Raw genomic sequence first — 13,520 nt, 5'->3', positions numbered from 1 at the left:
TCTCAAGCGGTGTTGCTCGTCGCCGTGGAGGCCTTCAGCAGCCGGAGTTTCGGGCCCGGGCCCGAGTGGCCCCCGCGACGGTGCAGAGAGCGGGCCGCGTAGTCGCCGGCGAACTGGATGAGCGAGATGACGACGGCGAGGATCGCGACGGTGATCCACATCAGCTCGGTCTCGAAGCGCTGGTAGCCGTAGCGGATGGCGATGTCGCCGAGGCCGCCCGCACCGACCGTGCCGGCCATCGCGGAGTAGCCGATGAGGGCGACGATCGTGGTCGTGGTGCTGGCGATCAGCGAGGGCAGCGACTCGGGCACGAGGACCTTGCGGACGATCGTCCAGGTGTTGCCGCCCATCGACTGCACGGCCTCGACGAGCCCACCGTCCACTTCGCGCACAGCCGTCTCGACGAGCCGGGCGAAGAAGGGGATGGCGCCGATGGCGAGCGGCACGATGGCGGCCTCCCGGCCGATGGTCGTCCCGGTGATCGAGCGGGTGAAGCCCATCAGCGCGACCATCAGGATGATGAACGGCATCGACCGGGCGACGTTCACGATCTGCCCGATCACCTTGTTGGCGACGACGTTCTGGAGCAGGCCGCCCCGGTCCGTGAGGACCAGCAGGACGCCGAGCGGAAGGCCGCCGACAACGGCGATGAGCGTGGACCAGCCGACCATGTAGAGGGTGTCCCAACACGCCTGCTCCAGCAGGGGCTGCATCTCGGACCAGGTCATCACTTGGCACCTTCCGTGAGCAGTACGGGCTCCTGGCCCAGTACGTCGATCTGAAGGCCCTGTTCGCGCAGGAAGCCGATCGGCACGACGTTGTCCTCGTAGCGGCCGGGCAGTTCGATGCGCATCCGGCCGACCTGGAGGCCGCCGACGGTGTCGATGGCGGCGCCGAGGATCGAGATGTCGACGTTGTAGGTGCGTGAGAGCTGGGAGATGACGGGCTGGGTGGCGGCCTCGCCGTGGAAGGTGACGTCGACGACGGTGCGGTCGGCGTCGGTGGACTCGCCGCTCACCGGGAAGAGCGCGGCGGCCAGTTCGGAGCCGGGGGTCGCGAGCAGCTCGCTGACCGTGCCGGACTCGACGATGCGGCCCTTCTCCATGAGCGCGGCCGAGTCGCAGATCGACTTCACGACGTCCATCTCGTGGGTGATGAGCAGGACGGTCAGGCCCAGCTGCCGGTTCAGGTCGCGCAGCAGCTGGAGGATCGAGCGGGTGGTCTCGGGGTCGAGGGCGCTGGTGGCCTCGTCGGAGAGCAGCACCTTGGGGTCGCCGGCCAGGGCTCGGGCGATGCCGACGCGCTGCTTCTGGCCGCCGGAGAGCTGGGCGGGGTAGGCCTTGGCCTTGTCCGCCAGACCCACGAGGTCCAACAGCTCAAGCGCCTTGCGGGAACGTTCCTTCCCCGACGTGCCGAGGATTTCGAGCGGTAGCTCTACGTTGTCCTGCACCGTCCGGGTGGACAGCAGGTTGAAGTGCTGGAAGACCATGCCGATACGGCTGCGCGCCTGCCGCAGCTCCTTGCCGGCGCGCGGGCCGCGCCCGGCGAGCGCGGTGAGGTCCTGGCCGGCGACGGTGACCGTGCCGGCGGTGGGGCGCTCCAGGAGGTTGATGCAGCGGATGAGCGAGGACTTGCCGGCGCCGGACTGGCCGATGACGCCGTACACCTCGCCTTCGCGGACATGGAGATCGACGCCGTCGAGGGCGGTCACCTCACGTCCGCGGCCGCGGTAGACCTTTGTCAGGCCGGATGTGGTGATCACTGGGGTTTCCGTCACTGTCGAGTACGTGGGCGTGGGTGTGCCCTGGTACGGGAGAGGAGATGTGCGCGGGCAGTGTGGTCACGTACGGCAATGGGCGTACGGACATGCCACGGCGGCTCGCTTCGGGGCGCGAGTCTCAGGGGGTGGTGCGGGGGCCCTCTAGAAGGCGCACATTCGGCACATGCGACACATACAACGAGCACCGGGCGTCAGGGTCGCCTCGGTCGCAAGGATGCGGATGCTCGTCGTGGTCATGCGATCAGTAAACCAGACGTACGGTCCTTACCGAGCGCCGCTGTCCGCATGATGGACAGCGGCGGACGGTCGTCAGCGGCGAACGGAGATCTCCACTCCCCCGTCGCTGACCAGCGCCGACAGCGCGGAGAGGTCCGGCACGACCAGGTCGGCGTCGAGCTCGTGGGCCTGGTGGGTTGTGGCCAACGCCACGGTGGTCATTCCGGCGGCGCGACCGGCCGTGAGGCCCACGGGGGCGTCCTCAAAGACCACGCAGTGGGCCGGGTCGACGCCCAGTTCGCGGGCGGCGAGGAGGTAGGGCTCGGGGTCGGGCTTGCCGCGCCTGATGTCGTCGGCGGTGACCATGGTCTTGGGGAGGATCCCGACCGCGTCGAGCCGGGCCTCGGCGAGCCGCCGGGTGGCGGAGGTGACGACGGCCCAGCGCTCGGCGGGCAGCGAGTCGAGGAAGTCCTTCGTGCCGGGCAGCAGGCGCACGCCGCCGTTCGGCACGTCCTCCACCTCCAGGGCCTCGATCCGCGCGAGGGCCTCCGGCACGACGTCGGCGGGCAGCAGTTCGGCGACTATCTCGACCGCCGGGCGTCCGTGCAGCTCGACTCTGCCGAACTCCTCCGTGATGCCGTACTCCTCGGCCCAGCGTGCCCAGCAGCGGTCCACGGAGGCGAGGGAGGAGACGAGGGTGCCGTCGTTGTCGAACAGGAGGGCTTGTGCACGGATCTTCATGTCCTCGACCCTACGATGCCCGCCGGGGGCGGCCGCATCAGGCCTTTTGGCCCGTAATAGGCTCGCCGCATGCTTGATGCCCTGACGCTGGCGACCGGTCTCGCCGCGCTGCTGCTCGCCGCGTGGTGCGGCTGGGCGGCGTACCGAGATCAGCCGACCAAGGACTGGCACTTCATCGGGATGGCCGTGGTGTCGGTGCTGGCCCTGGTCCAGCTGGTGATCGGGATCGTGCAGTTGGCGCGGGGCGAGGAGCCGGCGCAGGGTACGACGATCTTCGTCGCGTATCTGCTGGGTGCGTTCGCCTGCATTCCGGCGGCGGGGTTCATGTCGTTGGCGGAGCGGACGCGGTGGGGTTCGATCACCGTCGCGGCCGGTGGTGTGGTGCTGGCCGTTCTTGAGGTGCGGCTCTATGACATCTGGGGAGGCTGAGGTGACCGCCGTGGAGGAAAAGCGGACCCGGCTCATCAGCGGGCCCGGCATGCTGCTGGTCTGGCTCTACGGCGTGATGGTCGTCGGTGCGGTGTCGCGCTCTGCCGTGCAGATCTCGACGGAGTTCGACCATGCGCCGCTGGCGTACTCGCTGTCCGCGGTCGCGGGCCTTGTGTACGGCTTCATCACGTACTCGCTGGTGCGGGGTGGGGAGAGGGCTCGCAAGGCGGCGTTGGTGTGCTGCGCGGCGGAGCTTTTGGGTGTGTTGACGGTCGGTACGTGGACCTTGGTCGATCCGTCCGCGTTTCCCGATGCGACCGTGTGGTCCGACTACGGGATGGGTTATCTCTTCATCCCGGTGCTGCTGCCGTTGACTGCCATGTACTGGTTGCGGAAGGCGCGGGGCGAGCAGCCTGGTTGATCATTGTCGGCGGCTTTCCGTCGTCTGTGGCTGGTCGCGCAGTTCCCCGCGCCCCTAGGGACGTCAGTGTCGGCGCTCGTTAAGCAGTCGCCGCGAATGAACCCGCCGGCTTCTCCAGGACGATCATCGGTACCCCGTCCTCGCCCCTCGACGTGCCCACCGTCTGGTAGCCCACCTTGCGGTACAGCCGGAGGTTGCCCTCGCTGCGGTGGCCCGTGTGGAGGCGGAACCTCTTGGCGCCGTGCTGTTCCACGAGGGCCGATTCGGCCGCGCGCAGCAGCCTTGCGCCGATGCCGTGGCCCTGGAGGCGGGGGTGGACGCAGAGCTTGCCGATGGCGGCGGCGCCGTCGTCGGTGAGCGCGCCGCGGACCGAGCCGACCACCTCGTCGCCGAGGCGGGCGACGAAGACGCAGTCCTTGGCGACCTCCTCACGCACCGAGTCCAGGGGCTGGACGAGCGGGTCGATGCGGTAGTTGCCGTACAGCGCCGCTTCGCTCTGGAAGCAGAGGTACTGGAGCCGGAAGATCTGCTCGGCATCCTGCTCGGCCGCCACGGAGATGGTCACGCTCATGCCCATGTGTGCACGCCTCCCGCTCACCTGTCGCCTGTTGTTCCTCGTTCCTATCCCCGCGCTTCGCGGGCCGCAACCTCCGGCGTCAGCAATCGACGCAGACATCCCAGGCATCTGGAACGTTCCGGACCGAGACTGCCCTGTGAGATACCCAACTCCCCCGCGATTTCCCGGTATGTGAGGTCCTTCGGCGACAAGAGGGCTTCCAGGAGGCGGGGGCAGCGGCCGGGGAGACGGCGCACGGCGTCCCGCAGGGCGCGGTGGCGGGCGGCGGTGAGGGCGAGGTGTTCCGGGCCGTGGTCGGCGGTGTCGGCGGGTTCGGTGTCGTACGGCCGTTCGTGTCGGTTCGTACGGCGGGAGCGGCGGACCTCGGAGCGGACGGCCTGGCGGAGCCAGCGCTGGGGGTCGCGCGGCGGACCCTCCGCGTCCAGGTGCTCCAGCAGGCGGAGCCAGACCGCCTGCTCCAGGTCGCCGGCCTCGGTTCCGGCGGCATGTGCCTCCGCGGAGGCCTCGGCGGCGAGCAGCGGGCGCAGTGCGGTAACCAGGTCGTACGTCATATGCGACACGACGCGGCCGCCCAGGCGGCAGGTTGCCCGGACGGCCGGATGTCACCCCAACCGGGGTGGAGGGCTCAGCCGTTGACGAAGTCCTCGCGGGCCAGCAGGCCGGTGTCCGGGTTGTCGGTGAACACGCCGTCGATGCCGGTCGCGAACCACACCTTGTAGGCGCCGAAGACATCGCCGTAGGCGTCCGCGTCGGTGCCCTTGCGGAAGTTCGCCGGCAGGAAGGGGTTCTCGTTGCGCATGGTGTACGGGTGCAGGATCAGGCCCGCCGCGTGGGCGTCCTTGACCAGCGTGGTGGGCGTGGTGAGGTAACCGTTCGCGTCCTTCGGGATGATCAGGTCCAGGGTCGGACCGATCCCGTTCGCGAAGGAGGCGATCCACTTCAGGCCCTCGGGCTTGACGAGGTCGGCGACCGTACGCGGGTCACCCGTCGTGACGAAGTCGAAGGGGCGGGTGTTCGCCGCGTCCAGCAGCACCGCGAGCGGGTTGTCCACCAGCTTGTTCAGGCGCTGGATGCTGCTCGGCTCGAAGGACTGGATGATGACCGGCGAGTTCTTCCTGTCCTTGCCGTGCTTGCGCAGCACCTTGGCGAGCCGCTCCTCCAGGCCGAGGCCGAGCTTGCGGAAGTAGGTGGGGTGCTTGGTCTCGGGGTAGATCCAGACCTGCTTGCCGCGCTTGCGGGTCTGCTCGTCCTGCCAGTGGAGCACCTCTTCGAAGGTGGGGATCTCCCAGCGGCCGTTGTAGAGGTTGTTGTGCGGGCGGTTGGCCGGGATGCGCTCCTTCGCGCGGAGGGTCTTCAGCTCGGCGAGCGTGAAGTCCTCGGTGAACCAGCCGGTGGTGGAGACGCCGTCGAGGAGCTTGGTCGTCTTGCGGCTCGCGAACTCGGGGTGGTCGGCGACGTCCGTGGTGCCGCCGATCTCGGGCTCGTGGCGGCAGACGAGGTGGCCGTCCCTCGTGGGTACCAGGTCGCCGGCCTCGACGACGTCGGCACCCATGTCGAGGGCCAGCTGGTACGAGCCGAAGGTGTGCTCCGGGCGGTAGCCGCTGGCACCCCGGTGACCGATGATCGTCGGTACGGGCAGGCTCTTCACACCGCCGCCCCCGTGCCGAGCGTCGGCGCTCGCCGTACCGGGCAGCCCGAGGACCGCTCCGCCCGCGCCCAGCATCGCCGCGCCGAGCACTGCCCGTCGTCCGGTCCCGCGTGCCTGCTCGTTCGACTCCTGCGTGCCCATGTGCGCCATCCCTCGATCGGCCCGTCGCTGCGGGCCGATCGTAAGTGCGTGCACATGACGAACGGGAGACCGGGGTCGGAACACGGGGGTGACGCCTGATGTCGCATGGGGACAGAGTTCTGACGGTTCGTCGGCATCGGACGCATCGTTCCGGGTAGACGCTCAGTTGCCACGGTTGAGGCTCTCCTCCCCGGCGGGCGCGACCTCCGTCACATCGTTCCGGGCGGATTACCGGTGCGCAACGGGACGCCACCGCAGGTAAACCTGGGTCAACAGTGCGTAAGACCTCGGTGAACCCGACAATCCCGATGTGCGCTACCCCGGGGACCGCGAGTATCGTCCTCACCTGCACAGACTTATACAGATTCCTCGCCATCCCCTTGACACCGGAGGGCCCGTTGTCCCGCTTCGTGCTCATCAAGGCAGTGCTCGGACCGATCATGCGCCTGATGTTCCGCCCACGGGTGGAGGGCGCGGAGCACATCCCGGGCGACGGCCCGGTCATCCTGGCCGGCAACCACCTCACGTTCATCGACTCGATCGTGCTGCCGCTGGTCTGCAACCGCCAGGTCCTCTTCATCGGCAAGGACGAGTACGTCACCGGCAAGGGCCTCAAGGGCCGGCTGATGGCCTGGTTCTTCACCGGCGTCGGCATGATCCCCGTGGACCGGGACGGCGCGAGCGGCGGTGTGGCCGCACTGATGACCGGCCGCCGGATCCTTGAGGAGGGCAGGGTCTTCGGTATCTACCCGGAGGGCACGCGCTCGCCCGACGGGCGTCTGTACCGGGGCCGTACGGGTATCGCGCGGCTGACGTTGATGACGGGTGCGCCGGTCGTGCCGTTCGCGACGATCGGCACGGACAAGTTGCAGCCGGGGGGTGCGGGGATTCCGCGGCCCGGCCGCGTGACTGTCCGCTTCGGCGAGGCGATGGAGTTTTCGCGGTACGAGGGGATGGACCGTGACCGGTACGTGCTGCGTGCTGTGACCGACTCTGTGATGGCTGAGGTCATGCGGTTGTCGGGGCAGGAGTACGTCGATATGTACGCCACGAAAGCCAAGGCAGCGTAGTCCTGCGGGTTGTCCTGTTGGCTGCGGGTCCGTTGGGGCTGGTCGCGCAGTTCCCCGCGCCCCTAAAGGGGCGCACCACCGCGGCCCGATAGCAGGCTCACGTTGGTTGTTCCTCGGGTGGGCCGCCGTTTGTGTGTTCGGCGCCCGGCGCGGGAAACCACAGTACGAACGTCGAGCCTTGCCCCACCCTTGAGTGCAGGCGGATCTGGCCGCCGTGTGACTCCACTATCTGGCGGACTATGGCCAGGCCCAGGCCCGCGTGGCGGTCGCGGCCTCCGCCGTTGCCCCTGGCGCGCCAGAAGCGGTCGAAGACTCGGGACTGGTCGTCGTCGAGGATGCCGGGGCCTTCGTCGCGTACGGCCACCCAGAGCCAGCCCGCTGTGCGGCCCGCCGCGACCGTGATGAGGGTGCCGGGCGGGGAGAGTCGTACGGCGTTGGAGAGCAGGTTGCCGACGGCGCGGCGCAGGGCGTCGTGGTCGCCGATGACGGTCAGGCCGGTGGCGAGGCGGCGGTGCAGGGTGAGACCGCGTTCGACGGCGAGGGGAGCGAAGTCCTCGCAGGCCTCGGACGCCGCGGTGGCCAGGTCGACATCGGCGTCGGCGAGCGCGGGCGCGCTGCGGCGGGCGGTGGCGAGCAGGTCCTCGACGAGACGGGTCATCCGGGTGGTGGCCCGGTCGACGCTGCGGGCGGCGATGCGCCGCTCCTCCTCGTCGGACTCCTCGGCCGTGAGGACGGCGTCCACATTGGCGCGGATGATGGCGAGCGGGCTGCGCAGCTCGTGGGAGGCGTCGTCGATCAGCTGACGCTGGGCGCGGAACGCCTCGTCGAGCCGGTCGAGCATGGAGTCGACGGTGTCGGCGAGGTCGCGCAGCTCGTCCTTGGGGCCGCCCAGGCGGATGCGCTGGGAGAGGTCGGTGGCCTGGATCTCGGCGGCCGTACGGGAGATGGAGCGCACGGGGCGCAGCGCGCGGCCGGAGAGGATCCAGCCGATGGCGAGGCTGGCGACGGCGAGGCCACCCAGCAGGCCGAGGGAGAAGCGGCGGAGGTTGGCGAGCGTCTCGTAGTTGACGGCCGCCTCGACCTCCTGGACCTTCACCGCGTCGAACTCGCCGATCTCCTGACCGTCCCTGATCTTCGTGACGGAGAACTGGTTGGTGACGGGGTGCGCCTCGCCGCTGCGCTCCACGGCCAGGTAGGTGCCGCCCAGGACGAGTGCGGTGAGGACGAAGAGGAGGCCGGAGTAGAGGACGGTGAGGCGGAAGCGGATGGTGTGGGTGAAGGCCGGGAGGCGGAAGCGGAGGCGGCGGGGAAGGCGTGGGCGCTTCATGACGTCTCCTTCAGCCGGTAGCCCTGCCGTATCACCGTCTCGATGAGCGGCTCCTCCTCACCGGTGATCTTCCGGCGCAGCGAACCGACCGTGACGCGCACGGTGTTGGTGAACGGGTCGGCGTGCTCGTCCCACACGTGCTCCAGCAGCTCCTCGGTCGGTACGACGCGTCCGGGGCGGGTCATCAGATAGTGCAGGACGCCGAACTCCTTGGGTGTGAGCAGGAGTTGGCGAGCACCGCGGTACGCCTCGAAGCGGGCGGTGTCCAGCCGGAGTTCGCCGACCTCGACGACCGAGGTGCCGCCGTCCTCGCGGCGGAGCAACGCCCTGATGCGGGCGAGGAGTTCGGGCAGGGCGAAGGGTTTGACGAGGTAGTCGTCGGCGCCCTCGTCGAGGCCGCGCACCCGGTCGGCGAGCCGGTCGCGGGCAGTGAGCATCAGGATGCGGGGGCCGCCGGGGGTGGTGCGGATGGCCCGGCACACCGAGAAGCCGTCCCCGTCGGGCAGGTTGAGGTCCAGCAGGACCAGGTCGTAGTCGTTGACGGCGAGCTTCTCCGTCGCGGTGTCGACGTCCGGGGCGACATCGACGGCGTAGCCCGCCCTGACCAGCCCGACCTTGAGCGCGACGACCAGGTCTTCCTCGTCCTCGACCACGAGCAGCCTCATGTACGACCACCTACCCACCGTCGATGATGGTCTGCGCGGCGTCCGCCGCATCGGCCACGGGGATCGCGAAGCCGATGCCGATGGAGCCGCCCCTTTGCTGGTCCAACGTCGCGATGGCCGTATTGATGCCGATGACCCGTCCGTCGTCGTCGACCAGCGGGCCGCCGGAGTTGCCGGGGTTGATCGAGGCGTCGGTCTGGAGGGCGCGCTGCTGTCGCCCGGCGCCCTCCCCCAGGGTCACGGCCCGGTCCAGGGCGCTCACGATGCCGGAGGTGACGGTGCCGCTCAGGCCGAGCGGGGAGCCGATCGCGAGGACCGTGTCGCCGACGGCCGGACGGCCGGCGGTGGCCAGCTCGGCGGCCCGCAGTCCCCGTGCGGTCTCCGGCTCCAGCACGGCCACGTCGTGCGCGGGGTCGTCGCCGATCACCTCGGCGCTCAGCCTCCGTCCGTCCTGGAGCTCGACGGACACCCGAGAACTTCCCTCCACCACATGCGCGTTGGTGAGGATCCGCCCCCGCTCGTCGAACACGAACCCCGACCCCTGCCCGGACGCGGTCACCACGGAGACGACGCTGGGCAGGACACGGGCGGCCACGGCTTCCAGGTCCCCGGAGGCTGCGGTGACGGCCGGGGCGGCGGGGTCGCGGTCTCCGAAGGCTCCGGCGACGTATCCGGCGCACCCGCCCGTGAGGACGGCGGCGAGGATCGCGGCGGTGAGGGGGCGGCGGGTGGTGGTGCGGGGAGGGGACGGGAGCGGCGATTGCGGAGTGGTGTAAGTGACGGCCGGGGTCTGTCCGGTGGCGTCCACGGCGTGGGGCGCCGGCGGCCGGCCGGGAAGGAAGGCGGGGCCGCGTGGGTGGCCGAGGCCGAGATGGGGGACGGTGTCAGGCGCGGAACGCGTACGCCCGGCATCGGAGCCCCGGTCGGGGCCGAGCCGGGGCTCGGCAGCATCCGCGCCCGTACTCTGGGCCTCGCCGTCCGGGCCGGAACCGGGACCGGGACCGGGGCCAGAGCCAGGACCGGCGGCCGCCGCGCCCTCGCCCGAATCACCGGCGTCCGCCACACCGCCGAGACCAGGGGCGGCCGACGCCAGGCCCTGCCCCGGCGCACCGCGCTCCCCGTGAGGGCCGGCTCCGGGACCGGCCGGCGCGGGTATCTCCCCCTGCTCCCCCGGCGTCTGCGGCCCGCTGGGATCCGTACGCCCCGGTGGGCGGGTCGGTACCGCGGGCCCCGGGGATCCGGGAGGGCCGGTGTACGACTGGTCGGGCATCGTTCCTCCAACGTCGGTGAATGGGTCCCGTCAGGGCAGCCGGGAGAACCAGAGCAGCGAGGTCGCGGCGGCGGCCAGGGCCGTGATGAGACCGGCGGCCACGAACCACTGCCAGATCTCACGTTCCTCGGTGCGGTGGCCGACGGAGCTGCCGATGTCCTCGTAGACGTCCTGGAGCTCCTCTCCCGTCGCGGCCTCGTGGAAGTCGCCGCCCGTGCGCTCGGCGAGATCCTCCAGTGCGGGGCCGTCGACGGGGACCCGCAGGACACGGCCGTCCGGGAACTCGATGACCCCGTCCTCGGTGCCGTACGCGATCGTCGAGACCGGGATGCGGTCGGCGGCGATCTCCGCGGCTGCCGACTCCACCGAGCGGCCTGCGGTGTTGGCGCCGTCGGACAGCAGCACGATGTGTGCGGGCGGCGGCTCGGTCTCGGCCTCCTTGTCGAGTGTCCGGATCGCGTCTCGCGAAGCGATCACGGCGTCGCCGATCGCCGTGGCCTGACCCGGGGTGAGCTGTTCGATGGCCCGGCGCAGCACCACGCGGTCGGTGGTCGGCGGGACCGCGACGGTGGTGGTACCGCTGAACGGCACCAGTCCGGCGTTGAACCGCTCGGGCAGCCGGTCGACGAAAGTAACGGCGGCGCGCTTGGCCGCTTCCATGCGGGTGGGCTCGACGTCGGTGGCCTCCATGGAGCCGGAGACATCGAAGGCGATCATGATCGTGGCCCGCTCGCGCGGCACCTGCACATCTGCGGTGGGACGCGCGAACCCGACGATCAGCAGCCCGAGCATCGCGCAGAAGGCAGCAGCCGGGACGTGCCGCCGCCAGCCCGGCCGATGGGGCGCCACCTTGTCGAGCAGATCGAGGTTGGTGAACCGGACGGCGTAGCGGCGGCGCCTGCGCTGCACCAGCAGATACGCGCCGATCAGTCCGGCGAGCGGCACCAGGAGCAGCAGCCATCCGGGCGAACGCAGACTCATCGGACCCCCTTCATGCGGCGCCGCCTCCCGCACGGCGCCGCTGGTCCTCGACGTACCGGACGACGTCCTTCACCCAGTCCCGGTCGGTGCGAAGCCTGAGGTGGGCGGCGCCCGCGCCGCGTATGGACTGCTTGATGACGGCCCGCTGCTCCAGCGCGGCAGCGGCGTACCGTTCGCGCAACTTCCGTGCGTGGGTGGGGATTTCGCGTCTGCGCCCGGTCTCCGGGTCGACGACGGTGAGCAGTCCGACGGCGGGCAGCTCCAGCTCGCGCGGATCGACGGTCTCGACGGCGAGCACCTGGTGGCGGCGGGCCGCGACGCGCAGCGGCTGCTCCCAGCCGGTCTCCAGGAAGTCGGAGACGACGGCGACGAGCCCGCGTGCGGGCAGCGCGCGCAGGGCGACCAGGGCGTCGGCGAGGGTGTGTTCGGGGATGCCCGGGCTCACCCGGGGGCGGTCGAGGGCGGCGCGCAGGATCGTCAGCAGGTGGTGGCGTCCGGTGCGCGGCGGTATCCGCAGGCTGCCGTACGGACCGGTGATCTGTGCGCCGAGCCGGTTGCCGGCCCGCTCGGTGAGGAAGGCGACGGCCGCCGCCGCGCCCACCGCGAGGTCCCGTTTCTCCATGCGGGCGGTGCCGAAGTCCATGCTGGCGGAGGCGTCGAGGACGATCCAGGTGGTGAGTTCGCGGTCGGCGAGGGTGAGGCGGACGTGGGGGACGGTGGTGCGGGCGGTGGCGTTCCAGTCCATGCGGCGTACGTCGTCGCCGATGACGTACGGGCGGCTCTCGGAGACTTCGCTGCCGGGGCCGGGGTGGAGGGCGGAGTGGTCTCCCTGGAGGAGTCCGTCGGGGCGACGGGTGAAGATCAACTCCAGGTGTTTCAGGGCCTGTTCGGGGGTGAGTTCGCGGAGCGTCGGTGTGCTGCTCATGCCGCTTCCTCCTCGGCGGCCTGACGCGGGCTGATGCGGGGCTGCTCGACCGCCGCCAGGACCTCGTCGACGATCGCGCCGGGTTCGATGCCGTCGGCGAGCGCGTCGAAGGACAGCACCAGACGGTGCGCGACGACCTCGTGCGCCAGGTCGCCGACGTCGGCCGGGAGTACGTAACCGCGGCCCCGCAGCAGGGCCAGGGCGCGGGCGGCGGCGACCAGGCCGAGCGTGGCACGCGGGCCCGCGCCGTGCGCCAGCCTCCGCTCCGGGCCCGCCTGTTCGCGGGTCGCGCAGACCAGTCGTACGGCGTACTCGGCGACCGCGTGATGCACGAACACCTGGTCCGCCGAGCGCTGGAGGGTGATCAGCTGTTCGGGCGTCAGGACGCGGCGCGGGCGCGGCGGGTCGACGCTCATCCGGTAGAGGATGGCGAGTTCCTCGGACTCGCTGGGCGTGGCGACGTCCACCTTGAGCAGGAAGCGGTCGCGCTGGGCCTCGGGGAGGCGGTAGACGCCCTCGGACTCGATCGGGTTCTGGGTGGCGAGCACGAGGAACGGCTCGGGGACGGGGATCGTGGTGCCGCCGATGGACACCTGGTGTTCCCCCATGACTTCCAGGAGCGCGGACTGCACCTTGGCGGGGGCTCGGTTGATCTCGTCGGCGAGGACGACGTTGGCGATCACCGGTCCGGGTTCGATGTCGAACGCCTCCCGGGACGGACGGTAGATCCGGGTGCCGGTGATGTCGGACGGGACGAGGTCGGGGGTGAACTGGAGCCGGGCGAAGCGTCCGCCGGCGACATGCGCGAGCGTCTTCGCGGCGAGCGTCTTGGCGACGCCAGGCACGCCCTCCAGCAGACAGTGGCCGCGGGCCAGGAGCGCGGTGAACATCCGCTCCACCATGCGGTCCTGACCGACGATCACCCTCTTGACCTCGAAGAGGGCCTCTTCGAGGAGTTTGTCCTCGGGGGTTGTGGGGCTCACAGCGCCGAGCTGCCCTTCTCCGGGCAGTCGTCGTCACTCGTGACGCTGCTGCTTTCCTCGACGACGAACCTGATCTGGTCGCGGGGCGGCTCGTCGCCGTCGGCGGCGAGGGCGACGCCGCCTCCGGCGAGGCCGGCGATTGCCAGTGCGGCGCCGGTGACTACCAACTTGCGGGTACGTCCGGTCATGGTCTTTGGCTCCTTCAGCCGTGGTGAACGACGTCGGGTACGGAGCCAAGACCATCAGGCGGGGCCGAAAACGGGCTTAAAGCCGGATGTAGGGGCTGGCTGGGGATGGGGGGAGACTGCGGGTCCGTGGGGGCTGATCGCGCAGTTCCCCGCGCCCC

At 70.6% G+C, this 13,520-nt stretch carries 16 protein-coding genes; 3 read left to right on the top strand and 13 right to left on the bottom strand.

Annotated features, from left to right (window positions below; genetic code table 11):
- Positions 1-2 precede the first annotated feature (2 nt).
- From KCH87_RS15395 to KCH87_RS15385, 3 genes are all read right to left on the bottom strand, one after another.
- Positions 3-728 (bottom strand): methionine ABC transporter permease, encoded by a 726-nt coding sequence (locus KCH87_RS15395; protein WP_210586632.1) that lies wholly within the window; start codon positions 726-728, stop codon positions 3-5.
- Positions 728-1,762, bottom strand: coding sequence for a methionine ABC transporter ATP-binding protein (locus KCH87_RS15390; protein WP_210586631.1), 1,035 nt, complete (start codon positions 1,760-1,762; stop codon positions 728-730). The genes KCH87_RS15395 and KCH87_RS15390 overlap by 1 nt, the downstream gene beginning before the upstream one ends.
- Positions 1,763-2,089: 327 nt before the next feature.
- Positions 2,090-2,737, bottom strand: coding sequence for an HAD family hydrolase (locus KCH87_RS15385; protein ID WP_210586630.1), 648 nt, complete (start codon positions 2,735-2,737; stop codon positions 2,090-2,092).
- Positions 2,738-2,806: 69 nt separating this feature from the next.
- Here KCH87_RS15385 and KCH87_RS15380 point away from each other — a divergent pair, with 69 nt between their 5' ends.
- Positions 2,807-3,166, top strand: coding sequence for a hypothetical protein (locus KCH87_RS15380; RefSeq protein WP_210586629.1), 360 nt, complete (start codon positions 2,807-2,809; stop codon positions 3,164-3,166).
- A complete protein-coding gene (locus tag KCH87_RS15375; protein ID WP_210586628.1) occupies positions 3,147-3,587 on the top strand; it encodes a hypothetical protein in 441 nt (146 codons plus the stop codon). The genes KCH87_RS15380 and KCH87_RS15375 overlap by 20 nt, the downstream gene beginning before the upstream one ends.
- A gap of 79 nt (positions 3,588-3,666) precedes the next feature.
- Here the strand turns inward: KCH87_RS15375 and KCH87_RS15370 are convergent, their stop codons facing one another.
- The 3 genes from KCH87_RS15370 to KCH87_RS15360 all read right to left on the bottom strand — a co-directional run bounded on the left by KCH87_RS15370 (position 3,667) and on the right by KCH87_RS15360 (position 5,953).
- Positions 3,667-4,164, bottom strand: coding sequence for a GNAT family N-acetyltransferase (locus KCH87_RS15370; RefSeq protein WP_210586627.1), 498 nt, complete (start codon positions 4,162-4,164; stop codon positions 3,667-3,669).
- Between the two features lie 44 nt (positions 4,165-4,208).
- Complete coding sequence (locus KCH87_RS15365) at positions 4,209-4,715, bottom strand: sigma-70 family RNA polymerase sigma factor (protein WP_210586626.1); 507 nt, start codon at positions 4,713-4,715, stop codon at positions 4,209-4,211.
- A 74-nt stretch (positions 4,716-4,789) separates the two neighbouring features.
- Entirely contained in the window at positions 4,790-5,953 is a 1,164-nt protein-coding gene (locus KCH87_RS15360; protein WP_210586625.1) for a glycerophosphodiester phosphodiesterase, read from the bottom strand.
- Positions 5,954-6,351: 398 nt separating this feature from the next.
- On the opposite strand from KCH87_RS15360, the gene KCH87_RS15355 reads away from it, so the two are divergent.
- Entirely contained in the window at positions 6,352-7,023 is a 672-nt protein-coding gene (locus KCH87_RS15355) for a 1-acyl-sn-glycerol-3-phosphate acyltransferase (protein WP_210586624.1), read from the top strand.
- 97 nt (positions 7,024-7,120) lie between these two features.
- Here the strand turns inward: KCH87_RS15355 and KCH87_RS15350 are convergent, their stop codons facing one another.
- From KCH87_RS15350 to KCH87_RS15320, 7 genes are read right to left on the bottom strand one after another with little or no spacing between them, the layout of a single operon-like run.
- The gene (locus tag KCH87_RS15350) at positions 7,121-8,350 is read right to left on the bottom strand and encodes a cell wall metabolism sensor histidine kinase WalK (protein WP_210586623.1); all 1,230 of its coding nucleotides are present in this window, start codon (positions 8,348-8,350) and stop codon (positions 7,121-7,123) included.
- Positions 8,347-9,015: a response regulator transcription factor gene (locus tag KCH87_RS15345; RefSeq protein ID WP_210586622.1), complete on the bottom strand. Its 669-nt coding sequence runs from the start codon at positions 9,013-9,015 to the stop codon at positions 8,347-8,349. The genes KCH87_RS15350 and KCH87_RS15345 overlap by 4 nt, the downstream gene beginning before the upstream one ends.
- A 10-nt stretch (positions 9,016-9,025) precedes the next feature.
- A complete protein-coding gene (locus KCH87_RS15340; RefSeq protein ID WP_210586621.1) occupies positions 9,026-10,285 on the bottom strand; it encodes a trypsin-like peptidase domain-containing protein in 1,260 nt (419 codons plus the stop codon).
- A gap of 30 nt (positions 10,286-10,315) precedes the next feature.
- Entirely contained in the window at positions 10,316-11,266 is a 951-nt protein-coding gene (locus KCH87_RS15335; protein ID WP_210586620.1) for a VWA domain-containing protein, read from the bottom strand.
- Between the two features lie 10 nt (positions 11,267-11,276).
- Positions 11,277-12,191 carry a DUF58 domain-containing protein gene (locus KCH87_RS15330; RefSeq protein ID WP_210586619.1) on the bottom strand — a complete coding sequence of 305 codons (915 nt, stop codon included), beginning with the start codon at positions 12,189-12,191 and terminating at the stop codon, positions 11,277-11,279.
- A complete protein-coding gene (locus tag KCH87_RS15325) occupies positions 12,188-13,174 on the bottom strand; it encodes an AAA family ATPase (protein ID WP_308298834.1) in 987 nt (328 codons plus the stop codon). Before KCH87_RS15325 ends, KCH87_RS15330 begins: the two co-directional genes overlap by 4 nt.
- A complete protein-coding gene (locus KCH87_RS15320; RefSeq protein WP_210586618.1) occupies positions 13,171-13,362 on the bottom strand; it encodes a hypothetical protein in 192 nt (63 codons plus the stop codon). Before KCH87_RS15320 ends, KCH87_RS15325 begins: the two co-directional genes overlap by 4 nt.
- Positions 13,363-13,520 lie beyond the last annotated feature (158 nt).

The sequence above is a fragment of the Streptomyces sp. GESEQ-35 genome, assembly GCF_017948485.1.
GTDB lineage: Bacteria > Actinomycetota > Actinomycetes > Streptomycetales > Streptomycetaceae > Streptomyces.
Note: the sequence above shows the minus strand (reverse complement) of the source record. Positions and strands in the feature narration are given on the sequence as shown.